Origin of the sequence: Enterobacter cloacae complex sp. IR5459, assembly GCF_049238005.1 — a bacterium.
GTDB classification, from domain to species: Bacteria; Pseudomonadota; Gammaproteobacteria; order Enterobacterales; family Enterobacteriaceae; genus Enterobacter; species Enterobacter hormaechei_C.
The window spans coordinates 188,372-211,842 of the sequence record NZ_JBMKIG010000001.1 but is presented as its reverse complement, the minus strand read 5'-3'; the positions used below and the strand labels follow the sequence as shown (position 1 = coordinate 211,842).

The window sequence follows — 23,471 nt, the reverse complement described above, 5'->3', positions numbered from 1 at the left end:
CGGGAGAGCCGTTCACGCCTCAGGCAGCTCCGCCAGCGGCCAGCGCGGACGCACGGACACGCTCAGGTCAGCCGTGGCGCCAGCGTTCAGGCGCACCATCCCGGCGTAGGCGATCATCGCCCCGTTATCGGTACAAAATTCAGGACGCGCGTAGAACACTTCCCCACGACGCTTTTGCATCATCTCTGCAAGCTTCGCGCGCAGCGTACGGTTGGCGCTCACGCCGCCTGCCATCACCAGGCGCTTAAAGCCGGTCTGATCCAGCGCGCGTTTGCACTTGATCATCAGCGTATCCACCACCGCATCTTCGAACGCACGAGCGATGTCGGCACGCGTCTGCTCGCTGTCGTCGTTATTGCGGATGGTGTTCGCCGCGAAGGTTTTCAAACCGGAGAAGCTGAAATCCAGCCCCGGACGATCAGTCATCGGCCGTGGGAAGACAAAGCGCCCTTCCGTGCCCTGTGCGGCCATTTTCGAGAGCATCGGGCCGCCCGGGTAATCCAGCCCCAGCAGCTTGGCGGTTTTGTCGAAGGCTTCACCGGCTGCATCGTCAATTGACTCGCCCAGCAGCTCATACTTGCCAATACCCGTTACGCTGATCAGTTGGGTATGACCACCGGAAACCAGCAGCGCCACAAACGGGAACGCTGGCGGATTGTCTTCCAGCATCGGCGCCAGAAGGTGCCCTTCCATATGGTGAACCGGAATGGCCGGAACATCCCACGCGAAGGCCAGTGAACGCCCTACCGTTGCGCCGACCAGCAGCGCGCCGACCAGGCCCGGTCCTGCGGTATAGGCCACGGCATCAATATCTTTTGCACTCAACCCGGCCTCTTTCAGCGCCGCCTGGATCAGGGGAACCGTTTTACGCACGTGGTCACGAGAGGCCAGTTCAGGCACGACGCCGCCGTAGTCAGCGTGCAATTTCACCTGACTATACAGTTGGTTGGCCAGAAGCCCTTTTTCGTCGTCGTAAATCGCGATGCCGGTTTCATCGCAGGATGTTTCAATACCCAGTACACGCATGACTTGTTTTACCTCGTTTCAATACCGCGCAGTGTAGAGCCTGGGCGGATTGTTGTAAAACTTTGTTCGCCCCAGGAAGAAGCCTCGTGTATACTCCTCACCCTTATTAAAGTCCCTTTCAAAATCGCATCGGTGCTTTACAAAGCAGCAGCATTTGCAGTAAAATTCCGCACCATTTTGAAATAAGCTGGCGTTGATGCCAGCGGCAAACCGAATTTATTAAAGGTGAGAGTTACATGCCGGTAATTAAAGTACGTGAAAACGAGCCGTTCGACGTAGCACTGCGTCGCTTCAAACGTTCATGCGAGAAAGCAGGTGTTCTGGCTGAAGTTCGTCGTCGTGAGTTTTATGAAAAACCAACGACCGAACGTAAGCGCGCTAAAGCTTCCGCTGTGAAACGTCACGCGAAGAAACTGGCTCGCGAAAACGCACGCCGTACTCGTCTGTACTAATCTGTTGAGGGCCACAGCCCTCAATTGACAGACAGAGTTGTAGTCGTAAGGCCGTGCTTCCGGAAGGAATGCGCGGCTTGTTTTCGTTTATAAGTCGCTTAAATTTTTGGGGCATATGGCCGGAAGAATCCCACGCGTTTTCATCAATGACCTGCTTGCCAGAACCGACATCGTCGATCTCATCGACGCGCGGGTGAAGCTAAAAAAGCAGGGCAAGAACTACCATGCGTGCTGTCCGTTCCATAACGAAAAAACCCCCTCTTTCACCGTAAACGGTGAAAAGCAGTTCTACCATTGCTTCGGCTGTGGCGCACACGGTAATGCCGTCGATTTTTTGATGAACTACGACAAGCTCGAGTTCGTTGAAACCGTCGAAGAGCTGGCGGCGATGCATAACCTTGAAGTGCCGTATGAAGCGGGCAGTGGGCCAAGTCAGATCGAGCGCCATCAGCGGCAAACGCTGTACCAACTGATGGATGGCCTGAATTCGTTTTACCAACAGTCTCTTAAGCACTCTGCGGCTGAGCCTGCGCGTCAGTATCTGAACAAGCGCGGACTGAGCGACGATGTGATTGCGCGTTTCGCTATTGGTTACGCCCCGCCCGGCTGGGACAACGTGTTAAAGCGTTTTGGCGGCAATAATAGCGAAGATCGTAAATCCCTCATCGACGCAGGCATGCTGGTCACCAACGACCAGGGACGAAGCTACGACCGCTTCCGTGAACGGGTGATGTTCCCGATCCGCGACAAGCGTGGCCGGGTGATAGGTTTTGGTGGTCGCGTGCTGGGTGATGCCCTGCCGAAATACCTTAACTCCCCGGAAACCGATATTTTCCATAAGGGCCGCCAGCTTTACGGTCTTTATGAGGCACAGCAGGATAATGCGGAACCTCCGCGTCTTCTGGTCGTCGAAGGCTATATGGATGTTGTTGCGCTGGCGCAGTACGACATTAACTATGCCGTTGCGTCGCTGGGAACGTCCACCACGGCGGACCATATCCAGCTGCTGTTCCGCGTCACCAACAACGTGATTTGCTGTTACGACGGTGACCGCGCAGGACGCGACGCCGCCTGGCGAGCGCTGGAAACCGCGTTGCCGTATATGACCGACGGGCGTCAGTTACGCTTTATGTTCCTGCCCGACGGTGAAGACCCGGATACGCTGGTGCGTAAAGAGGGCAAAGCGGCGTTTGAAGCGCGGATGGAGCAGGCTCAGCCGCTCTCCACGTTTCTGTTTAACAGCCTGATGCCGCAGGTTGATTTGAGTACCCCTGACGGGCGCGCGCAGCTCAGCACGCTGGCGCTGCCGTTAATCAGCCAGGTGCCCGGCGAAACGCTGCGCATCTATCTGCGTCAGGAGTTAGGCAACAAGCTCGGCATTCTGGATGACAGCCAGCTTGAACGTTTAATGCCGAAACAGGCTGAAAACGGCACGGTACGCCCCGCGCCTCAGCTAAAACGCACAACCATGCGTATACTGATAGGGTTGCTGGTGCAAAACCCCGAACTTGCTCCGCAAGTGCCGTCGCTGGCGGGTTTGAACCACGAAAAATTGCCCGGGCTTGGCTTATTTTCAGAATTGGTCAACACTTGTTTGTCTCAGCCAGGTCTGACCACCGGACAACTTTTAGAGCATTATCGCGGCACAAAAGAGGCCGCTACCCTTGAAAAACTGTCGATGTGGGACGATATAGCAGATAAGGATATCGCAGAAAAAACGTTCACCGACTCACTCAACCATATGTTTGATTCGATGCTTGAGTTGCGCCAGGAAGAGTTGATAGCTCGCGAGCGCACCCATGGCCTAAGCAGCGAAGAACGCCGGGAGCTCTGGATGATTAACCAGGAACTGGCGAAGAAATAAAAAATTTAACGGCTTAAGTGCCGAATATCGATCGGGAAGCCCCCGGCAGCCGCACTGAGAGGCAGCGGCAAAAATATAAGTACGCCCTCGCTTTAAAGGTTGGCAGCCCATCGCCGACACCAATCAAACGAATTAAGTGTGGATACCGTCTTATGGAGCAAAACCCGCAGTCACAGCTGAAACTTCTTGTCCAACGCGGTAAGGAGCAAGGCTATCTGACCTATGCCGAGGTCAATGACCATCTGCCGGAAGATATCGTCGATTCAGATCAGATCGAAGATATCATCCAAATGATCAATGACATGGGCATTCAGGTGATGGAAGAAGCACCGGATGCCGATGATCTGTTGCTGGCTGAAACCTCCAACAACACTGACGAAGATGCGGAAGAAGCTGCTGCACAGGTCCTGTCCAGCGTGGAATCTGAAATCGGGCGTACCACTGACCCGGTCCGCATGTACATGCGCGAAATGGGTACCGTTGAACTGTTGACCCGCGAAGGCGAAATTGACATCGCAAAACGCATCGAAGACGGGATCAACCAGGTTCAGTGCTCTGTTGCCGAATACCCGGAAGCGATCACCTATCTGCTGGAGCAGTACGATCGCGTTGAAGCAGAAGAAGCGCGTCTGTCCGATCTGATCACTGGCTTTGTCGACCCGAACGCTGAAGAAGATATGGCGCCAACCGCCACTCACGTCGGTTCTGAGCTGTCTCAGGAAGAGATGGATGACGACGAAGACGAAGATGAAGAAGACGACGACAGCAGCGATGACGACAACAGCATCGACCCTGAACTGGCGCGTGAGAAATTTGCCGAGCTGCGTACCCAGTACGAAGTGACGCGTGACACCATCAAAGCGAAAGGCCGCAGCCATGCCGCCGCTCAGGAAGAGATCCTGAAGCTGTCTGAAGTGTTCAAACAGTTCCGCCTGGTGCCAAAACAGTTCGACTACCTGGTGAACAGCATGCGCGTGATGATGGATCGCGTACGTACCCAGGAACGTATCATCATGAAGCTGTGCGTTGAACAGTGCAAAATGCCGAAGAAGAACTTCATCACCCTCTTCACCGGCAACGAAACCAGCGAAACCTGGTTCAACGCCGCTATCGCGATGAACAAGCCGTGGTCTGAAAAGCTGCACGACGTGAAAGAAGACGTACAGCGCGGCCTGCAAAAACTGCATCAGATTGAAGAAGAGACCGGCCTGACCATCGAGCAGGTAAAAGACATCAACCGTCGTATGTCCATCGGTGAAGCGAAAGCCCGCCGTGCGAAGAAAGAGATGGTTGAAGCGAACTTACGTCTGGTTATCTCTATCGCCAAGAAATACACCAACCGTGGCCTGCAATTCCTGGATCTGATTCAGGAAGGCAACATCGGTCTGATGAAAGCGGTAGATAAGTTTGAATACCGTCGTGGTTACAAGTTCTCCACCTATGCTACCTGGTGGATCCGTCAGGCGATCACCCGCTCTATCGCAGACCAGGCGCGCACCATCCGTATTCCGGTGCATATGATTGAGACCATCAACAAACTCAACCGTATCTCTCGCCAGATGTTGCAGGAGATGGGCCGCGAGCCGACGCCGGAAGAGCTGGCTGAACGCATGCTGATGCCGGAAGACAAGATCCGTAAAGTGCTGAAAATCGCTAAAGAGCCAATCTCCATGGAAACGCCAATCGGTGATGATGAAGATTCGCATCTGGGTGATTTCATCGAGGATACCACCCTCGAGCTGCCGCTGGACTCTGCCACCACCGAGAGCCTGCGTGCCGCTACGCACGACGTGCTGGCTGGCCTGACCGCCCGTGAAGCCAAAGTGCTGCGTATGCGTTTCGGTATCGACATGAACACCGACCACACGCTGGAAGAAGTGGGTAAACAGTTTGACGTGACCCGCGAACGTATCCGTCAGATCGAAGCGAAGGCGCTGCGTAAACTGCGCCATCCGAGCCGCTCTGAAGTGCTGCGTAGCTTCCTGGACGATTAATCGGTCCTGAAATGAAAAAGCTCCCAATCGGGAGCTTTTTTTTGTTTATTCCCTCTCCCTGTGGGAGAGGGTCAGGGTGAGGGCATCAGGCCGCAGAGGAGCTAAAGCCCCCTCACCACAAGCGCCTCATCAAGTTCCCGATACGCCTCCACCAGCTTGTCCAGCGTCGCCCTGTTCAGCCCGCTGGGGTTCGGCAACACCCAAACCTGCGTTACGCCAATGGTAATGTTCTGCTTACCCCACTTCACACCGCGCTGGCTGAACGCCTGCTCGTAGGCCTGCTTGCCGAGGATCGCCAGCGCCGCGGGCTGATAGTCTTCAATTTTCGCGATCAGCTCACGCCCGCCAGCGCGCAGCTCATGCAGATTCACTTCGCTCGCCTGCACCGTGGGTCGCTCGACCAGCATGGTGATGCCACAGCGCGTATCCAGCAGCTGCTGCTCTTCTTCCGGCTTAAGCTGTTTGTCGGTAAATCCGGCCTGGTGGATCACCTTCCAGAAGCGATTTCCCGGATGAGCAAAGTGAAAACCGGTGTGCGCCGATGACTTGCCCGGATTAATACCGCAGAACACCACCCGCAGGCCAGGGGCCAGAATATCGTTGATCATCTCTACTCCTGTCTATGCATCTTAAGATAAGTATAAAGGATTGATTATGCGTTGTTTATAAAAACAGCAGGCAGGTGTGAATGGCTGGATTGCTGAGGGGAGTTACTTTATAATTCACCGCCACGGCCCCTTAGCTCAGTGGTTAGAGCAGGCGACTCATAATCGCTTGGTCGCTGGTTCAAGTCCAGCAGGGGCCACCAAATTTTTGCTTTAAAATCATATAATTAAGCCACTCGAAAGAGTGGCTTTTTTGTTAACGGAATTGCGGGTGTCCCCTTTTTGTCCCCTCACTATTTTTTGCAGGCATCCGCCAGGCCGCATTCTGCATAGCAGTGCATGATTTTTTTTATTATCCGCCTCTGATTTTTGCCGCTCCGTATGAAAGCAAGTAGCCGACTAACAATGCGCCAAAACACCCGGCGAATTTCATCCATGTGCTTTCAAACCAGAAGAATGACCCCATAGCAAAAATCACAGCCAGAAAGGTGATGGTTCCCTCAATTGCGTGGGACATTAACGATTTTACAAATTTCATTCTGTATTCCTTTGCAATCACTAGGGTGTCCTTCAATGAACACCAGGTAAGGCTCTAACTGCTGTTCAACGAGAAAGTAGACCATATCCAGATTCTCTTTTGACACCCTGGCGTATGTAGAGGGATATTTGGCTTTCATCCGCCTTGATGCTCTGGCTGACTCTTCGATGATTCCCTGAAACATCACTACGTTTAACGCTGCTGAAGCGCTGAACCGAATAAAATGCTTGTACGCCTGGTCAATCGCCAGACGGTTCAACATCAGACTTGCGGTTGTCTGTGCCAGAGCTATTTGCCCTGCTGTTCGCCCACCAACGCTCCCGGCTCCGTAACCCAATTTATTGTTTACGGCCTCTTTACCATCATCATTGAGTTTCTGATAGAACGACGTGAAAACGATAGTTATCAGTCTGCGTAATGGTGACTCAGCATTACCCAGGCTCTTGAGCATATAAAAAAAACGCTCCGTCTCAGCCTGGTTTCTTTGCCTAGCACTATCCCCGCCAAGCCCGCTTCCCTCCCAGCTTCTTACAACACCCATGTAAGCTGTGTTTGGTATGGAGGAGATCCCATCGAGAATCCCTAATGCAACCTGTTTAGCATCCATATCTCATCCGTATTGTTCTGAACCCGAACAAAGAATAACCAAAGCTTACGGGCGCTTCCAGACGTAATTTTTCAGTTTTCCAGAAACCCTTAATTTCCCCCTGTACCGCGCCAGCTCTGCCCTGTCGCCCGGTTGCGCCTTTAAGACAAGAAACCAAAACGATCCTTCGAACCTCACATAAAATTAACTTTCTTTTTATTTATCTTATGGTTACAGTTTTCTTTCGATCCTCCACAGATCCATAAAAGTGAAAAACACTGAAATTCTTTTCAATCTTTTCAGTTCTGGTTTTCCGCAAAGCCGCCAGCACTGGCGCGGTCTGGCGGTCTGGTTTGTAGAAAAATAAAACTGAAAAATTTTTATGATCCAAAAACCGCAGGCGGGTGCGGTGTAGTGCGATTTTGGTCTGCGAAAGATTTTTTTTGGCCGTGCTGTGACGCGCCAGCGCCCCGCTGTGGACACGATCTGTTTTAAGGGTGGCTATAAAGCTGAACGCGCCAGAGCGCCGCTGACAGCGCGTAGCGATAGCCGCTTAAGAGGTAAGAAAAGAGATATCCCCGCCAGGGGATGAAGCACATAAAAAACCCGCTTTCGCGGGTTATGTTCTGGACTGGTTTACTTACCAATCACCGGGGAGTATTTGCCGTTCAGCGTATCCGCTTTCGCTCCGGTGTTCCGGATTGCTCCCGCGTTGGTCGGTGCTCCCGTATTGCTGTGCGTGTGGCTTGCCGTTTGCTCTGCCAGCTCTTTAACCATGTCGAGCGTGTCCAGCATCAGCTGTGCCACATTGATAGTGCCAGAGCCAATCCACACTACCGGGGCAATAATCTGCTGTTACACGCCGCCACACTTTTACGTATCTAGCCAATTTTCACGATCAGGTCTTTACCCGTTGTGACTGTCTGGCTCCCGGCTATGTCCGTTTCATCATTGCCGCCGATACTCGCCACGCGGTTATTCACAGCCTGGCTGTAATCCCCCGTACACACCTGCTGAATGGCTCCGGCCATCAGCGTGGACGTGCCCAGCACGGTAATTTTATCCGTAGCTTTAACCGTGGTTTCGCGGCTGACCAGCTCCCGCTGTTCTGTATCGGCCTTAACTACCCGCGCCATTGAGGTTTTACTGATCGTCTGGTCTGTCTGCCTCACCCAGTCCCCCGCCTGGGTGACGCGCTGCGATACTTCCGCGCGCTGCTGTTGCAGCTGTTCGCCAGGCTGGATATCCGGGAGGCTGGTTCCGTCCGGCACGGTCTGCCGTACAAAAGACTTATCCGGCCGTCCGCCAGTAAAAGCGATTTCGACCAGCGTTTCTTCAGGCGGAAACTGGAACATCCCCGAATCATTACTTGGACATACTGATATAAAGATGACAATTCGTTATGCGCATTTTGCGCCTGACCATCCAGAGGATGCTGTAAGATTCAACCCTTTATGTGCATCAAAGGGGGAGCTCGTATCCTCTTAAACAGCACATGTAGCAGAAATTTTTCAAGTAAAAGGAAAGGTAAAAATCCTGCTGTTGTAGGATTTTTTACGTTAGTGACCAAGTTACAAAATAGGGGTAATACAGGATGGAAATTTTTTCTTTCTGTCGCACGTTCAAGGATGACGTGCATTGCGTATTCAAGATATGAGCTTAACAAAACCTCCTTATTCGAGGGCGGTTCTGGGTTTGGCTCTTCTTGCCGCACAGCCTGTAAACCAGCTTGAACAAACGCATCTTTCAAAGTTTGAGGGATGACATCTGCCAACGAAAGGTCACCAAAAGCTGACTCTATCGCCTGCAACATTTTCTCATCTGAATTATCTAGATCGTTGATGTCCAGCTTCAATCGAAACTCCTTTTACATCACTACCCTACTTACGAGTAACGCTGCTCCATTATCCATAAGCGCTCCGGAGGAAATGGCGCTTCCTCCAAATGAAAGAGGTGTTAAATCAGTGCAGATTTACCGTTAGTGTTAAGGTGATTATTCATATAACCCCCATGTAAACAAAAAGTTAACATTCAAGTTCAAGTTAGCTCAGTTTAAGTATCGCGCTAATGACCTCCTTGATTGCATGCCAATCAGCGCTGCCAATCGCTGACCAGAATTGAGGATGTAAATCGTTCGAAAATTTGTACAAATAGTACATAGCCGGAACGTAGCGTGCGGCACGTAGCAACAAATTTTCATTTACATCTTTACAACAACATGCAGTCTTATTACGTGTAGCTTGGTGGGTTGTAAGCTTCTTTTTCATATCCAATCTCCAAAATAGGATATGAAGGAAGCCGCCTTTACACCTTCTAACAGACCGGGGTAGCAAATCGGTCACTGAAGATATGAGGCCAGAGAAAGAACGGATCAACCCCACTGAAAACAAATAGTTAACCTTATACAAAATGGCGATAAAATGGCGGTTGAAATGAAGAAATCCAGACAATTGGTGATAATCAGTGACAATTCAATAGACTGATTTTAAAGGAAAATCATTGATTTTTGGTTGTTCAGGTAGGAACTCATAATCGCTTGGTCGCTGGTTCAAGTCCAGCAGGGGCCACCAAATACAGCAAGGGCTGGCGGGGAGTTACCCACCAGCCTCTTTTTTCCAGGGATATGCCGGGGATATTCCAAAAAATTAACCATAGTGTTTTATAGTTAATTTATGACCGTTCATACACTCCTGGATCTAATCAGCTTCATGCAGTAACCACTATTGCAAGGGGTATGAATGAAACGGATCTTCATCACTGCTTCGGTTCTGCTTGCCCCCCTCAATGATGCTTATGCTGGCTGTTCTGCTGCCAGCTTTGCGGCGTGTTCTTCCCTGGCAACATCAACCGGGTCACGTCCCAGCCACTGACCGGGCGGGGCAATCACCCTGTTCGAACCCGGTTGACAACCACAATGTACTTCTGACCCATGAACGGCTACGGGTACGCCGTGAAAACTTACACGCTGCTCATCGAGTCATTGACCCGACCGCAAGGGATTTTTAAATAAATATTTATCTATCGACTAAATTTCCCCTTGTCCCAGCTCTCGCCGCGGGCCGTTAAGTCAATTGACGGCGCGGCCGCTATTCCCTCAGCATCATAAAAAAATGCGGACGTTGTAAAGCTGTACACAGTGCCGTGAACAGTAAATGAGATATTGTTGCCTATGCCTTCAACTTTTGCGCGGGCGGTATTCGCTGTGAGCGTGGGCGCGATATGTTGTTTTTCGAGAGCCACCAGCGGATCACCGTCAATCTTACTCGCTAAAAAATAACGATACACTTCCCCGGTGGTCATGTTCGAGCCGTCATACTCAGTAATGTATAACCAGGTCCGGGGCGTGAGCTGGCGAACTTCATATAGCCGATCACTAACAGTTAAACGCTGTATATGTTGGAAATAACAGTACCCCGCGACCGCCAGGGCCATAAGAATAGTGGCGATCCAGTGCAGCGTCCTAAAAGTGATGCTGTTTAACATAGTCGATGCCTTGCTTTATCCAAAATTGGTCAATCGGATCATCACCAAACGGCGGGGCCCCCGTGAAATTACCCCATTCGGGTCTTGATGTGCCGGCTTTCCACTGCGCCGCGCCGGCAGCAATAAGCAAAATCTTTGCAGGGATGCACGCTGCATAACCCACAGCGCCGTAATGGAAATTCCCGAAGTCAGCATAAGCCCGTTTTTGTTGTTTGTAATCCCATGGCCCGCCGTTTCTTACTCGCTCATAAAACCACGTATACGTAAGCGGGGCGGCCATATTCTGGACTTCGTGACGCGCCCGCGCGAGCCTTATGTGTTCGCGCAATATCTCCAGCCCGCGGGGTGGATAAATTGGTATACATGCCATCGTTCTTCCTTTCTGCCAGGCAAAAAGGGCAACATAAGAGCAATAACGGTAACGCGTACTGCTGAAGATCAATTTATTAATTTTATTTGCAACATCAATAAGTAACGAAATTAAATAACACGAACCTATAACACAATTTGTATCACCTGCGATCCGTATTTAGTCATTAATGAGGGTTTATCCTCAATGGAAATGGAGTTTTAAAAATGGCTATTCCTGCTTATTTATGGCTTAAGGATGATGGCGGCAACCCGATTAAGGGATCTGTGGATGTTCAAAATAGAGAAGGTAGTATAGAGATCCTCTCTTTTAGTCACGGCTTGTTAGTTCCGACCGATAACAACACCGGCAAGATCACCAGCACGCGCTTACATGCGCCGCTCGTAATTGAAAAAGAGTTTGATAGCTCCAGCCCGTATCTCTACAAAGCGGTAGCCACCGGCCAAACGCTGAAAAGCGCAGAGATCAAGTGGTATAAAATCAACGATGCGGGCCAGGAGGTTGAATATTTCAATATGCTGCTTGAAAACGTCCGGGTAGTCAGCATTAACCCCGTCATGCATAACTGTAAAGAGCCAGCGTTACAGATACACAATCATAATGAGGGAATACAGCTCCGCTATGAGCGGATCACCTGGAAGTATTGCGATGGGAACATCCAATACTCGGACGCGTGGAACGAGCGGGTTACAGCGTAAAAAAGGGCGGTTAATCCGCCCTGTATTGTTTTTAGTGCCAATTCTTTCGCCCCCTCGGTTTGCCAGCACGTAGCCTCCCCTCGATGGCAACACCCCGCGCGATCACCTGGCGCCAGCTCTCCGCACTTCTTATGCATTTGGGGTATTTTAATCATGCTTAATGCTGTTAAGCATTCTCTGGCAGTTATTGCGGCGTACCGCTGCCGCTGCACGCCTCCAGAACCCCAAATTTTCGAGTTTCTCGGCTCACGCATTCAAAAGTGAACTCTAAGGTCACATTTAACCCCGTGCTCCCCGTTCCAGAAGGAAGATTCAATAACTCTCACTCTTTCACAAACCCTAAAAACTAAAGAAATCCCCCATCGCGCCGATCATCATCCGTGTGTATTATTTCCTGTAGCTTTTACAACAACTAACCTTAACTCAAATACTTAAGCGCCAGAGCGAAAGGCATCATGAGCACACCGATCAAACGGCTAGAAATCATTAAAAATGCCATTGAGCTGGAAGATGACGACATCATCCGGAGCCAGTTGAAACGTCTCAAAGAGGAAGCCTTTGACGATAATCTCCTGTCCATCGTCGCGGCGCTTGAGCAGAAAAACTATACCGCAGCCCTTCGCGCTATCACCGCCTGGCTGCAAAGCCAGCGCGCCGTTACCCCGTGGCGTGACCCGCAGCTGGCGGCCAGCAAGCTGGAGCTGAAAGCCCTGGAAGAGCGTCTGCGCGATCTGATTGATCGCCGTAACGCCCGGGTACAGCAGCTTGATGAGTTCAACGATCTCTATTTCTCCCGCCTCGGGCCGTTGATGCAGCAGATCCTCGCCCTGCGTAAAACGCTGGCGGAGCTTAACCTGCGTCGTCAGCAGGAGGAGACGCGTCGTCGGGAAGAGGATTACCGCCGCTGCCAGGGCTATATGGCGCAGGCCGTAGAGGTTCTGTCAACGCTCACCGGGCGCTGGCGAGATCTGCCTGCGGATTCCGTTCAGGCGGCAGAGGCGCGCAAGCATCTTCAGCAGCAAAGTAATCTGATTGCCAACCTGCTGGCCGAAGCGATGGAGCTGGAGACCGGTTTAACGCGTGAAGAAGAGCCAGCACGTCAGGCGCGCGATGAGGCCAACGAAGAGTACAAGAAGTATCGCGAACAGCATCATGATGCCGAAGTTCGCCTGCGTAAAGGCAAGGATCTCTCTGAAGAGGATCGGAACGAGCTGAAGCGGCTCTGGCGTCAGGCGAGCAAGCTATGCCACCCGGATCTGGTTGCCGATGATTTAAAAGAAGAAGCCAACAGGATGATGGTACAGCTCAACCAGGCCAAACAGCGCGGCGACGTGAAGGCCATTCGCTTGCTGGTCGCCCGTCTGCAACAAGGGTTTGAACCGATGATGGCGAGCGACAGGCTGAACGACCTGGAACGTATTCGTAAAAAGATGGCGCAGGTGCGTGAGCAAATCGACACCCTGGTGAACGAGCTGGCAGAGCTGGAGAAAGAAGAGTCCTGGCTGCTCGTCTCGTCGCTCAGCAATATGGAAGCCTACTTTGCCCAGCAGGAGAAAGCGCTGAAAGAGGTATGCGCCTCGCTCGAACATCAGGTGAGCGAAGCGCAGCTGGATCCCGCTGCCTGATTATTTGGCGTGCCAGTACGCGCTGGCACGCACCAGCTGTGGGTCAATTGCGTCGGTTTCAAACTGACGGCTCAGGCGTTTTACCACTTTCCCCTCTCCGGTCAGCCAGATAAAGTAATCCTCTTCCGGCACGGCCAGCGCTGCAAGATGGTCGGCTACCGCCTGCTCGTTGTGGCCAATAACCCAGGTAATGTTGAACCCGCTCAGGTGCGCCAGATAGTCCTGGTACGCCGTATCGCCCACGGTGACGATGGCGTGGATCGCCGGGCGAACAGGCAGTTTTGCGATGCCTTCTAAACGGCGGCGCAGCGCGGGCATGCCCGACTCGTCGCACACGTACAGCTGCCAGGCGTAATCTTCCGGCACCACCAGCGAACCACGCGGACCACCGATGGTCAGCTTGTCGCCCACCTTCGCCTCTACCGCCCAGTTGCTGGCAATGCCACCATCATGAACGAAGAAATCGAGCGCCAGCTCATGTTTTTCGTCATCGTACAGCGGGGTATAGTCACGCGCCTGCGGACGCACGCCGTCGCCCCAGTCGATGCGTTCATCAGTCACCACAGGCGGCACGAAAGTGGTGCCCGGTGCCGGGAAAAAGACTTTGGTATGGTCGTCAAAGCCGCGAGAGCTAAAGCCCTCCAGCGCCTCGCCGCCTAGCACAATGCGCTGAAATCCTGCACTGACTCGCTCAGTGCGCATCACGTTCAGCTCACGAAAACGCAGGTCATTGCGGACACGTTGAGGGTAACGGGTAGATGCCATGTTGATGCCCTTCTCAGGTGAATACGATATATCGGAATGAATTTTTAATGATAATGATTGCTATTAACTCAGAAATCAAGATTTTTTAGATTGCATCTGAATATATCTTAGATATAGTTTAGATATATCAAATTGAGGAAGAAACATGCGACACGAACACGACGGCGGCGGACGCCGGCCACGATTTTTTGGTCATGGCGATCTGCGGCTGGTGATCCTGGATATCCTGACCCGCAACGCGAGCCATGGTTATGAGCTGATCAAAGAGATCGAGAACCTGACGCAGGGACATTACACGCCAAGCCCTGGCGTGATCTATCCGACTCTGGATTACTTGCAGGATCAGTCGCTTATCATCATTACCGAAGAAGAGAACGGCCGTAAGCGGATTGCGATTAACGCCGCCGGAGAACAGTGGCTGGAAGATAACCGGGAACAGCTGGAGCAGATCCAGACGCGTATCAAGGCGCGCTCCGTCGGTTTCCAGCTGCGCAAAAACCCGCAGATGAAGCGGGCGCTGGATAACTTCAAAGCGGTTCTGGATCTGAAGGTTAATCAGGGAGAGCTCAGCGACGCGCAGTTAAAACAGATTATCGGCGTGATTGACCGCGCGGCACTGGAGATCTCCCAGCTGGATTAAGCCAGCACGCCGTCGCTCACGCGGAACACGCGGACCAGCTCCTTCAGGTGCATGGCCTGTTCGTTAAGGGATGCCGCCGCCGCAACGGACTCCTCCACCAGCGCGGAGTTCTGTTGGGTGGTGGCGTCTATCAGGCCAATCGCGCTGTTGATCTGCGAGATGCCTTCCGTCTGTTCGTGGCTGGCCTGGCGAATCTCACGCAGGATGACGTCCATCTCTTCCACGTTGCCGACCATGCCGTTGATAAGCCCGCTGGCCTTCTCCACAAGGTTCATGCCGTCCTGCGTCTGGCTTGTGGAGCTTTCAATCAGCTGGCGGATCTCACTTGCGGATGTTGCACTTTTCTGCGCGAGCTGACGTACCTCGCCCGCCACCACCGCAAAGCCACGACCATGCTCACCCGCGCGCGCCGCTTCGACCGCCGCGTTCAGCGCCAGAATATTAGTCTGGAAGGCAATGGCGTCGATCAGGTCGATAATGTCGGACATCCTGTTCGATGTTTCGTTGATCAGGCGCATCTTGCTGGTGACCTGCTTCATCATCTCGCCGTTGTTTTTGACCACAGCAGCCGCATCGGCAGACAGGTTCGTCGCTTCTCCGGTGTGGGACGCGGTATTCTTCACCGTGGCGGTAATCTGCTCCATCGACGCAGCCGTCTGTTCAACGGAACTGGCCTGCTCTTCCGTGCGGGCAGCCAGATCCTGGTTGCCCGCGACAATCTGCGCGGCGGCGCTGGAGATGTTTTCCGATCCGGTTTGCACCTGCTGCACAATCTCCAGCAGGCGCGTTTTCATCTCCATCAGTGCGGTGAGTAGCAGTCCGGTTTCATCTTTACCGTGCGAGGTAATGCTGCCGGTGAGATCGCCATCGGCAATGGCCTCCGCAAAATTCACCGCGTCGTTCAGCGGGCGGGTAATGGATCGCACAATGAACCAGCCAGTCAGGCTGGCTGCCGCGACGCTGAAAAGCGTAATCAGGATCAGCAGGAGACGATTGGTGCGGAAATCACCTTCCACCTGCTCGCCCGCACTCTGCATTTCATGGTCCTGGATCGCAATCAACGCCTGCACTTTCGCTTTATAGGACTGTTGCAGGTTCAGGGTGTTGGTCATCATTTCGTTTATCGCGCCCGCACGGTCGTTATTCTGCACGGCCTGCAAAATGCGGTAGCGCGAGTCAAGATATTGCTGGCGCACGCCGTGGATATCGGCCAGCACCTGTTGGGATTTTTTATCCTTGAGAGCGTTGTCCAGCTCGCTCAGGATTGCGGCGATGCGCTCGCTGATCGCCTTCAGACGCTGCTCTGATTGCGCCGTGTACGTCCCCTGTTCGTCCAGCAGCATGAGCTGCTGTGTGCTGATAAATTCCTGGAAGTTGTCGATTAACTGGTTCGCTTTTACCGTCGTTGGATAATCGCTGGTAAGGATGGTTTGCATTCCATTGTTTGCCCGATTCAGGCTCATCAGAGACAAGCTTGCGCTGACGACCATCAGGACAATAAATAATCCAAACGCCAGAAATAATTTCGTGCCGATCTTTACGTCATGTATGAACATATTTACCCCATCGATGTGATTATTTCTCAGACGATCGCTGTTATCGACAGAAAAATCTCTAACTTTATGACTTTGATCGTTTTTTTATTTCTCACTTTCAATAAATCCGGGGCGTAGCAATTAAAAATCGGGTGCTTTTTTTTAGTTACTTAATATTTCATTAACAACATAACTTATTCTGAAAAACAAAAAAGCCGTTTACCCCGGAGGAATAAACGGCTTTATCGAAGCATGCATTTCTTAATGCAGCACGGTAACCGCATCTTCAAGACGTCCGGCCCGGTGCTTAACCATCGCGGAAATCTGCGCGCTCTCTTCGACCAGGTCAGCATTTTTCTGCGTAATGCTGTCCAGTTCTGCCACGGCACGGGTCAGCTCTGTCAGGCCTGTCGCCTGCTCGGAGGTGGCGTGGCTGATCTGCGCGATAAGCTGCGTGACGTTTTTCACCTGCTCGACAATATCATCCATGGTACGTCCCGCGGCGTGGACCTGATCGGCGCCCGACTGCACTTTGCTGGCGCTGGCGTCGATCAGCTTACGAATATCGTTAGCTGCATTCGCGCTGCGGCTGGCAAGATGACGCACTTCGCCCGCCACCACCGCAAAGCCTTTCCCCTGCTCGCCCGCGCGTGCCGCCTCAACCGCGGCGTTCAGCGCCAGAATATTGGTCTGGAAGGCAATGTCATTGATAAGCGAGGTAATAGAGCCAATGCGCTGGGTACTGTCGGCTATGTCATCCATGGTTTTCACCACGGTCTGCATCACGGTGCCCCCCTGCGTGGCCGCGCTGCTGGCGGCCATCGACAGCTTGTCGACTTCGGCTGCGGTCTCAGAGTTACTCTGCACCGACGCCGCCATCTGGTTCATTGTTGCCACGGTCTGCTGCACGTTAGCCACGGTCTGGCGCGTGCGATCGTTGAGATCTTCATTACCCTGCGCCAGCCTGTCGCTGCCGTCGCGCACGCTCACCACCTGGCTGGAGACGTCGTTGATCAGCCAGCGGCACATCAGCCCCAGCTGTCCGACGGCCCGCAGCGTTAGCCCCAGTTCATCGCTGCGGCTAAGATGCTGCACGCTGCTACGCTCTCCGGTAGCGACCCTGAGCGCCTGCCGTGCGACGTTTTCCACCGGGCGGACAATCTGTTGTTCAAACACCAGGGTGCCAAGCAGCATCACTACGGCTGCCGCCACCAGCGAAGCCCAGCCCGCAGCACTGGCAACCAGCGTTGCGGCCATCACCGCAAAAAGTACCGCCATTACGCTGCGCACGCGCCAGCGCAGCGGCATCGCCGGTAATTTGCCGAGCCAGCCTTTGCGCACCACCAGCCCTTTATGAATGCGTTTTTTGCTACGTCCTTCGTTGAGCGCCTTATAAAGCGGCTCCACTGCGGCGACCTCGTCCTCGGTGGCGCGGGTACGAATGGACATATAGCCCGTCATCTGGCCGTTACGCACCATCGGTACCGCATTGGCGCGTACCCAATAGTGATCGCCATTTTTACGTCGGTTTTTGACAATCCCGCTCCAGGGTTCGCCCTTTTGCAGCGTGTACCACATGTCGGCAAAAGCCGCTTTCGGCATATCCGGATGGCGCACAATGTTGTGCGGTTGCCCGAGCAGCTCCTGGAGCGTAAAGCCGCTCACTTGCACAAAGGTGTCGTTAGTGTGGGTCATGTAGCTGTGGAGGTCGGTGGTCGACATAAGCGTGGTGTCATCGTCCAGCGGATATTCATTCTGGGTGACATAGTCAGGAGAGGACATAGTGAGCATCCCTTGCAGGTTATTTGAATGTTAATTTTGTGGCTTATGTTTTTTCGGCGATAAAAAATTTATCTTTAGTTGTTAAATATGATTGAGATCGCAAATCTCGGTTAAACCGCACTTTTCGTGCGTTTTTCTAATTAATTGATTTAAAATACTTTCGAGACGAAACTACCTACAAAGCATGATCCCCCGGCGCACACTTAAGGCGCATTTCCTGCCCTGGGGTAGTGCAATTGACGACACCCCATCCCCGGCTCGTTATCCCTTATCCCGTGCGGCGCGCAATGGCATGATTAAATATTGTGCAAATTTGATTTCACCTGGCGTTTATCCCGATTTTTGTTAAGGCATCTGAGGTGGCGTAATCCCTGCAATAATTAACTCAGTATCATGTGATACGCGATCCCCGGGAGCATATTTTGAACAGGTTACCTTCCAGCGCCTCGGCTCTTGCCTGTACCGCGCACGCACTGAATCTCATTGAAAAGCGAACGCTTGATCATGAGGAGATGAAACAACTTAACCGTGAGGTCATTGATTACTTTAAAGAGCATGTGAATCCTGGTTTTCTGGAGTATCGCAAATCTGTTACCGCCGGCGGGGATTACGGAGCCGTAGAGTGGCAAGCGGGCAGTCTGAATACGCTTGTCGACACCCAGGGACAGGAGTTTATCGATTGCCTGGGTGGTTTTGGTATTTTCAACGTGGGGCACCGTAATCCAGTTGTGGTTTCCGCCGTACAGAATCAACTTGCGAAACAACCTCTCCATAGCCAGGAACTGCTCGATCCGCTTCGCGCCATGCTCGCGAAAACGCTGGCAGCCTTAACGCCCGGCAAACTGAAATACAGCTTCTTCAGCAACAGCGGCACCGAATCGGTCGAAGCGGCGATTAAACTCGCCAAAGCGTACCAGTCGCCACGCGGGAAATTTACCTTTATCGCCACCAGCGGCGCGTTCCACGGGAAATCCCTGGGCGCGCTGTCGGCGACCGCTAAATCCACTTTCCGTAAACCGTTTATGCCGCTGCTGCCGGGCTTCCGCCACGTACCGTTCGGCGACATCAACGCCATGCGCACCATGCTCGGCGAATGCCGTAAAACCGGCGACGACGTGGCGGCGGTGATCCTGGAGCCGATTCAGGGTGAAGGCGGCGTCATCCTCCCGCCGCAGGGCTATCTGCCCGCCGTGCGTCAGCTGTGCGATGAGTTTGGCGCGCTGCTGATCCTCGACGAAGTGCAGACCGGGATGGGGCGCACCGGCAAGATGTTCGCCTGTGAGCATGAGAACGTTCAGCCGGATATTCTGTGCCTGGCAAAAGCGCTCGGCGGCGGCGTGATGCCGATTGGCGCAACGGTCGCCACTGAAGAGGTGTTCTCGGTGCTGTTCGACAATCCATTCCTGCATACCACCACCTTTGGCGGTAACCCGCTGGCCTGCGCGGCCGCGCTGGCGACCATCAACGTGCTGCTGGAGCAAAACCTGCCTGCGCAGGCGGAGCAGAAAGGCGACATGCTGCTGGACGGCTTCCGCCAGCTGGGCCGGGAATACCCGGATCTGGTACAGGATGCGCGCGGGAAAGGGATGCTGATGGCGATTGAGTTCGTTGATAACGAAACCGGTTATAGCTTCGCAAGCGAGATGTTCCGCCAGCGGGTACTGGTGGCGGGAACGCTTAACAACTCCAAAACCATCCGCATTGAACCACCGTTGACGCTCACCATTGAGCAGTGTGAGCAGGTGCTGAAGGCGGCGCGTAAGGCGCTGGCGGCGCTGCGGGTGAGTGTGGAAGAGGCGTAAAAAAAGCCGGGTGGCGCTACGCTTTCCCGGCCTACAACATACTGCATATGCAAGCCCGGTAAACGTAGCGCCACCGGGCTGCTTTTTATCGGTGAAACTCTGCCACCGTCATGGTGAAGCGAAGCACGGTATCGCTTTCATTGGCATAGCCGTGCGCCGCTTCCGTTTTCGCCACCGCCGACGCCCCGGCAGCTACCTGCGTTACCGTCTCGTCCACCGTCAGGGTTAACATGCCTTCGTTCACGTGCAGCAGCTCAAACGTTCCCGCCGGATGTCCCGGAGAGGTGAACGTTTCTCCCGGATGCATCTCCCACTGCCACAGCTCAATCATATCCGGGCCTGCGGTGCCTGCCAGCAATCTGGCGTAACCGCCCTGTGCGCCCTGCCACAGAACCGGGATCGCCTCTTCCTGAATAATGTGTATCTGCGGCTCGCTGGAGACGTTAACGATATCTGCCACCGAGACGCCAAGCGCGGCGGCCAGTTTACACAGAATGGCAATGCTGGGGTTGGCAGCCCCTTTTTCGATCTCTACCAGCATGCCTTTGCTGACGCTGGCGCGGCGAGAAAGCTCGTCCAGCGACAGTTTTTTCTCTTTCCGCCAGCTGCGGATACGGTTCGCGACGGCCAGGCTTACCTGGGCAACATCGGCACCCGCATCGGTCATTATATTGACTTTATCAGTCATTGGTCACTACCATGGTATAAAACAGTCAATACAGGATTATTTATGTCTCTTGTAACACCGTCAATAGATTCGCGACTTGTCGGGATCGCGCCCGGCTTTCGGGCGCTGAGCATTCTGGTTGAAGCTGCCCCGATTACCCAACCGGAGGTTGCGCCCGCTGCGCTGGCGCAGGCCTGCCAGCAGATGCTCAATGATGATGTGCCCTGGGCAGAAAATCATCTCGCCGCCTGGGATGAGGTGTTTAAAGCCTTTGGTGCAAAACCCAAACGTACGCCCTGCTCGGCCTCGGCCCTGCGCAAGCGCGTGATGAGAGACGGTTCGCTGCCGCCGCTCGACCCGGTGGTGGATATCTATAATGCCATCAGTATCCGCTACGCGATTCCGGTAGGGGGAGAAAATCTGGCGGCTTACTCGGGAGCGCCGCGCCTGACGCTGGCCGACGGCAGCGAGCCGTTTGATACCGTCAAAGAGGGTGAGCCGGTAGTCGAAAATCCGGAGCCAGGCGAAGTTATCTGGCGTGACGATCTTGGCATCACCTGCCGCCGCTGGAACTGGCGACAGGGGATACGCACGCGTCTGGACAGCCAGGCGCAGTCCATGTGGTTTATTCTCGAAAGCCTGCCGTCGATGCCGCTGGCGGCATTACAGGAAGCTGGCGATGAGCTGGTGAGCAATCTGCAAAAGCTGATGCCGGGCGCGACGGCGCGTATTCAGTTGCTGGAGCTGGCGTGAACAACGCCGGGTGGCGCTTCGCTTACCCGGCCTACAAAATCAACACCCCCCGTACCCGTAGGCCCGGTAAGCGCAGCGCCACCAGGCAAAACCGCTACTCCGGCAACAATCCGACAAAGCTGCGTTTTTTGCGCGGCTCCGACATCAGCTCCTCCAGCTTATCCACGCACGCGAGATAGTGCGGGGTTTGCTTATGTGCCAGCACCGCCTCTTCGTCTTTATAGGCTTCGTAGATAAAGAACCGGGTTTTCACCCGCGGGTCCTGCAATACGTCGAAGCGCAGGTTGCCCGGCTCCTTGATCGCCCCCTCGTGGTTGGCGCGAAATACCTCCAGAAACTCGTCCACCCGCTCGGGCTTAATGTTGATCTCCACCAGCGTCACGTTCATTTTGCTTCTCCCTGTTTCTCTTCCTGCCAGAACTGGAACGCCTCCCGGGCGCTCATGTTCTCATGAACCACTTTCTTCACCGCCTTCAGCATGGCGAGCGGCGCGCTGGACTGGAAGATGTTGCGCCCCATGTCCACGCCGGACGCGCCCTGGTCTATCGCGCGCCAGCACATCTCCAGCGCCTCGTGCTCCGGCAGCTTTTTGCCCCCTGCGATAACGATCGGCACCGGGCAGCTGGCGGTCACTTTTTCAAAACCCTCATCCACGTAATAGGTTTTGACGAACTGCGCCCCCATTTCGGCGGCGATGCGGCTTGCCAGCGAAAAATACCGAGCGTCACGCGCCATCTCTTTCCCCACGCCCGTCACCGCCAGCGTCGGCATGCCGTAACGCGCCCCCGCATCCACCAGCTTGATGATGTTGTTGATCGACTGATGCTCAAACTCGCTTCCGATGTACACCTGCGCCGCCACCGCGCAGACGTTCAGGCGCAGCGCGTCTTCCATCGCCACCGCCACGCACTCGTTAGACAGCTCGCCCAGAATCGAGTTACCGCCGGAGGCGCGCAGCACCACCGGTTTGTTCGTCGCGGCAGGTACCTGGCTCCTGAGGATGCCGCGGGTACACATCAGCACGTCGGTTTCGCCAAACAGCGGCGCGATGGAGAGATCGATACGCTCAAGGCCGGTGGTCGGTCCCTGAAAGTAACCGTGGTCAAAGGCCAGCATCACCGTGCGGTTGCTCTGCGGGTTGAAAATGCGCGAAAGCCTCGACTGCATACCCCAGTCCAGCGAGCCGCAGCCCTTCAGGGTGTACGGCACATTCTGCTGCGGCGTACCGATGCCAAAATCCTTGCCGTCTTTGATGTCGTCTAAATCAGCCATTTGCTCCCCCGTCAGAAATCGTATTTGCTGATGTTCTCTTTGGTGAACACCACGCGCTCCGGCAGCAGCACGATGCCGTTGCCCTTCGCCTCATACTGGTAGCCCTGCACGCTGTTCGGCTCGACCTTCAGCGTCCCGATATTTTTCACGTCTACGCTGTCGCCGACGTTAAGATCGCCTTTTTTCAGCAAACGATCGGCGACATTGACCGCAATTTTGCCCTGTTGCACCACGTCCCACAGGCCGAAGGCCTTCACCGTGCCGCGCTCAACGTACGGGCGCATCACATTCGGCGTGCTGAAGCCGACAATCGCCACCCCTTCCCGCTTCAGGTTTTCTGCCGCCTGTGCCGCCGCCGGCAGGGCGTTGGCGTCCGGGGCGATGATCGCATCCAGATCCGGATAAGCCTTTAAGATCCCTTCGGCGGTTTGCAACGATTTGGTGGCGTCGTTATAGCCAAACTGGGTGGTGACGACCTGCCACTGAGGATGATCTTTCTCGATTTTGGCCTTCGCCTCTTTCACCCACTGGTTCTGGTCGGTGACGGTCGGGCTGGAGTAGAAGAACGCCACTTTCGCGTTCGGTTTGGTGACCTGCTTGCCCGCCATCTCCACCAGCAGGCCGCCCAGCTGTTCCGGCGTCCCCTGATTGATGTAGATGCTGCGGCACTCCGGTTTGGTGTCGGAATCCCAGGTCAGGACCTTGACGCCGCGCTGCATCGCGCGCTTCAGCGCCGGGCAGAGACCGTCCGGTGACACGGCAGAGACGATGATGGCGTTATAGCCCTGGTTGACGAAGTTATTGATGAGCTGCACCTGACCGGAGACGCTCGGCTCGGTCGGGCCGTCGTAGGTCACGTCCACGCCAAGATCTTTCCCCGCCTCTTTCGCACCGTTGCCGCCGCTGGTGAAGAATCCCACGCCTACCAGTTTCGGGATAAAGGCAATGCGGTCCGCCGCCTGCGCCGAAGCGAAGCTGAGGGCCATTGCCAGGACGAGCAGTTTTGTTTTCATC

The 23,471-nt window shown here is 54.1% G+C and carries 22 protein-coding genes, 1 tRNA gene and 2 pseudogenes; 10 read left to right on the top strand and 15 right to left on the bottom strand.

Going from position 1 to position 23,471, the window contains the following annotated elements:
* Nucleotides 1–12: 12 nt before the first annotated feature.
* Nucleotides 13–1,026, bottom strand: coding sequence for a tRNA (adenosine(37)-N6)-threonylcarbamoyltransferase complex transferase subunit TsaD (gene tsaD, locus ACOTX4_RS01020; protein WP_022651877.1), 1,014 nt, complete (start codon nucleotides 1,024–1,026; stop codon nucleotides 13–15).
* Nucleotides 1,027–1,262: 236 nt separating this feature from the next.
* On the opposite strand from tsaD, the gene rpsU reads away from it, so the two are divergent.
* The 3 genes from rpsU (at nucleotide 1,263) to rpoD (ending at nucleotide 5,336) form a co-directional block, all read left to right on the top strand.
* A complete protein-coding gene (rpsU, locus tag ACOTX4_RS01015; protein WP_001144069.1) occupies nucleotides 1,263–1,478 on the top strand; it encodes a 30S ribosomal protein S21 in 216 nt (71 codons plus the stop codon).
* Between the two features lie 115 nt (nucleotides 1,479–1,593).
* On the top strand, nucleotides 1,594–3,342 hold the full coding sequence (gene dnaG, locus ACOTX4_RS01010; protein ID WP_045332906.1) for a DNA primase: 1,749 nt from the start codon (nucleotides 1,594–1,596) through the stop codon (nucleotides 3,340–3,342).
* 152 nt (nucleotides 3,343–3,494) lie between these two features.
* Nucleotides 3,495–5,336 carry an RNA polymerase sigma factor RpoD gene (rpoD, locus tag ACOTX4_RS01005; RefSeq protein ID WP_063841075.1) on the top strand — a complete coding sequence of 614 codons (1,842 nt, stop codon included), beginning with the start codon at nucleotides 3,495–3,497 and terminating at the stop codon, nucleotides 5,334–5,336.
* A 101-nt stretch (nucleotides 5,337–5,437) separates the two neighbouring features.
* Here rpoD and mug read toward each other — a convergent pair whose 3' ends face one another.
* The gene (gene mug / locus ACOTX4_RS01000) at nucleotides 5,438–5,944 is read right to left on the bottom strand and encodes a G/U mismatch-specific DNA glycosylase (RefSeq protein ID WP_032607936.1); all 507 of its coding nucleotides are present in this window, start codon (nucleotides 5,942–5,944) and stop codon (nucleotides 5,438–5,440) included.
* A gap of 124 nt (nucleotides 5,945–6,068) precedes the next feature.
* Between mug and ACOTX4_RS00995 the strand changes: the two genes are divergently transcribed.
* Nucleotides 6,069–6,144, top strand: a tRNA-Ile gene (locus ACOTX4_RS00995).
* A 149-nt stretch (nucleotides 6,145–6,293) separates the two neighbouring features.
* Here the strand turns inward: ACOTX4_RS00995 and ACOTX4_RS00990 are convergent.
* The 3 genes and pseudogenes from ACOTX4_RS00990 to ACOTX4_RS00980 form a co-directional block, all read right to left on the bottom strand.
* The gene (locus ACOTX4_RS00990) at nucleotides 6,294–6,479 is read right to left on the bottom strand and encodes a hypothetical protein (protein ID WP_126523712.1); all 186 of its coding nucleotides are present in this window, start codon (nucleotides 6,477–6,479) and stop codon (nucleotides 6,294–6,296) included.
* Nucleotides 6,442–7,086, bottom strand: coding sequence for a hypothetical protein (locus tag ACOTX4_RS00985; RefSeq protein ID WP_045332907.1), 645 nt, complete (start codon nucleotides 7,084–7,086; stop codon nucleotides 6,442–6,444). Before ACOTX4_RS00985 ends, ACOTX4_RS00990 begins: the two co-directional genes overlap by 38 nt.
* A 615-nt stretch (nucleotides 7,087–7,701) precedes the next feature.
* Nucleotides 7,702–8,432 (bottom strand): annotated as a pseudogene (locus tag ACOTX4_RS00980) (hypothetical protein); the annotation flags it as partial.
* On the opposite strand from ACOTX4_RS00980, the pseudogene ACOTX4_RS00975 reads away from it, so the two are divergent.
* A pseudogene (locus tag ACOTX4_RS00975) lies at nucleotides 8,431–8,553 on the top strand (site-specific integrase); the annotation flags it as partial. The pseudogenes ACOTX4_RS00980 and ACOTX4_RS00975 overlap by 2 nt on opposite strands.
* Here ACOTX4_RS00975 and ACOTX4_RS00970 read toward each other — a convergent pair.
* From ACOTX4_RS00970 to ACOTX4_RS00960, 3 genes are all read right to left on the bottom strand, one after another.
* Complete coding sequence (locus ACOTX4_RS00970; protein ID WP_045332911.1) at nucleotides 8,510–8,920, bottom strand: hypothetical protein; 411 nt, start codon at nucleotides 8,918–8,920, stop codon at nucleotides 8,510–8,512. The pseudogene ACOTX4_RS00975 and the gene ACOTX4_RS00970 sit on opposite strands and share 44 nt — an antisense overlap.
* Nucleotides 8,921–10,083: 1,163 nt before the next feature.
* A complete protein-coding gene (locus tag ACOTX4_RS00965; RefSeq protein ID WP_003862587.1) occupies nucleotides 10,084–10,548 on the bottom strand; it encodes a hypothetical protein in 465 nt (154 codons plus the stop codon).
* Nucleotides 10,526–10,918, bottom strand: coding sequence for a polymorphic toxin type 44 domain-containing protein (locus ACOTX4_RS00960; RefSeq protein WP_003862589.1), 393 nt, complete (start codon nucleotides 10,916–10,918; stop codon nucleotides 10,526–10,528). The genes ACOTX4_RS00965 and ACOTX4_RS00960 overlap by 23 nt, the downstream gene beginning before the upstream one ends.
* Before the next feature lie 206 nt (nucleotides 10,919–11,124).
* Here ACOTX4_RS00960 and ACOTX4_RS00955 point away from each other — a divergent pair, with 206 nt between their 5' ends.
* Both ACOTX4_RS00955 and ACOTX4_RS00950 read left to right on the top strand, forming a co-directional pair.
* On the top strand, nucleotides 11,125–11,616 hold the full coding sequence (locus tag ACOTX4_RS00955; protein WP_003862590.1) for an Hcp family type VI secretion system effector: 492 nt from the start codon (nucleotides 11,125–11,127) through the stop codon (nucleotides 11,614–11,616).
* Nucleotides 11,617–12,071: 455 nt separating this feature from the next.
* Nucleotides 12,072–13,241 carry a DNA repair protein gene (locus ACOTX4_RS00950; RefSeq protein WP_045332912.1) on the top strand — a complete coding sequence of 390 codons (1,170 nt, stop codon included), beginning with the start codon at nucleotides 12,072–12,074 and terminating at the stop codon, nucleotides 13,239–13,241.
* On the opposite strand, the gene ACOTX4_RS00945 is transcribed toward ACOTX4_RS00950, so the two are convergent.
* A complete protein-coding gene (locus ACOTX4_RS00945) occupies nucleotides 13,242–14,006 on the bottom strand; it encodes a siderophore-interacting protein (RefSeq protein WP_421635344.1) in 765 nt (254 codons plus the stop codon).
* Nucleotides 14,007–14,151: 145 nt separating this feature from the next.
* Between ACOTX4_RS00945 and ACOTX4_RS00940 the strand changes: the two genes are divergently transcribed.
* A complete protein-coding gene (locus ACOTX4_RS00940; protein ID WP_022651881.1) occupies nucleotides 14,152–14,646 on the top strand; it encodes a PadR family transcriptional regulator in 495 nt (164 codons plus the stop codon).
* Here ACOTX4_RS00940 and ACOTX4_RS00935 read toward each other — a convergent pair.
* Complete coding sequence (locus ACOTX4_RS00935) at nucleotides 14,643–16,202, bottom strand: methyl-accepting chemotaxis protein (RefSeq protein ID WP_022651882.1); 1,560 nt, start codon at nucleotides 16,200–16,202, stop codon at nucleotides 14,643–14,645. The genes ACOTX4_RS00940 and ACOTX4_RS00935 overlap by 4 nt on opposite strands.
* A 240-nt stretch (nucleotides 16,203–16,442) precedes the next feature.
* The gene (locus tag ACOTX4_RS00930) at nucleotides 16,443–17,963 is read right to left on the bottom strand and encodes a methyl-accepting chemotaxis protein (RefSeq protein WP_045332915.1); all 1,521 of its coding nucleotides are present in this window, start codon (nucleotides 17,961–17,963) and stop codon (nucleotides 16,443–16,445) included.
* A gap of 422 nt (nucleotides 17,964–18,385) precedes the next feature.
* Here ACOTX4_RS00930 and ygjG point away from each other — a divergent pair, with 422 nt between their 5' ends.
* Complete coding sequence (gene ygjG, locus ACOTX4_RS00925; protein ID WP_022651884.1) at nucleotides 18,386–19,765, top strand: putrescine aminotransferase; 1,380 nt, start codon at nucleotides 18,386–18,388, stop codon at nucleotides 19,763–19,765.
* Between the two features lie 85 nt (nucleotides 19,766–19,850).
* On the opposite strand, the gene ACOTX4_RS00920 is transcribed toward ygjG, so the two are convergent.
* The gene (locus ACOTX4_RS00920; protein ID WP_023314879.1) at nucleotides 19,851–20,453 is read right to left on the bottom strand and encodes a helix-turn-helix domain-containing protein; all 603 of its coding nucleotides are present in this window, start codon (nucleotides 20,451–20,453) and stop codon (nucleotides 19,851–19,853) included.
* A 42-nt stretch (nucleotides 20,454–20,495) separates the two neighbouring features.
* Here ACOTX4_RS00920 and ACOTX4_RS00915 point away from each other — a divergent pair, with 42 nt between their 5' ends.
* Entirely contained in the window at nucleotides 20,496–21,185 is a 690-nt protein-coding gene (locus ACOTX4_RS00915) for a B3/4 domain-containing protein (RefSeq protein WP_003862604.1), read from the top strand.
* A gap of 94 nt (nucleotides 21,186–21,279) precedes the next feature.
* Here the strand turns inward: ACOTX4_RS00915 and lsrG are convergent, their stop codons facing one another.
* The 3 genes from lsrG to lsrB are packed head-to-tail and all read right to left on the bottom strand — an operon-like array spanning nucleotide 21,280 to nucleotide 23,470.
* Nucleotides 21,280–21,573 (bottom strand): (4S)-4-hydroxy-5-phosphonooxypentane-2,3-dione isomerase, encoded by a 294-nt coding sequence (lsrG, locus tag ACOTX4_RS00910; RefSeq protein WP_003862606.1) that lies wholly within the window; start codon nucleotides 21,571–21,573, stop codon nucleotides 21,280–21,282.
* Complete coding sequence (gene lsrF / locus ACOTX4_RS00905) at nucleotides 21,570–22,457, bottom strand: 3-hydroxy-5-phosphonooxypentane-2,4-dione thiolase (protein WP_032660401.1); 888 nt, start codon at nucleotides 22,455–22,457, stop codon at nucleotides 21,570–21,572. The genes lsrG and lsrF overlap by 4 nt, the downstream gene beginning before the upstream one ends.
* Before the next feature lie 11 nt (nucleotides 22,458–22,468).
* On the bottom strand, nucleotides 22,469–23,470 hold the full coding sequence (gene lsrB, locus ACOTX4_RS00900; protein WP_003862610.1) for an autoinducer 2 ABC transporter substrate-binding protein LsrB: 1,002 nt from the start codon (nucleotides 23,468–23,470) through the stop codon (nucleotides 22,469–22,471).
* Nucleotide 23,471: the final 1 nt, after the last annotated feature.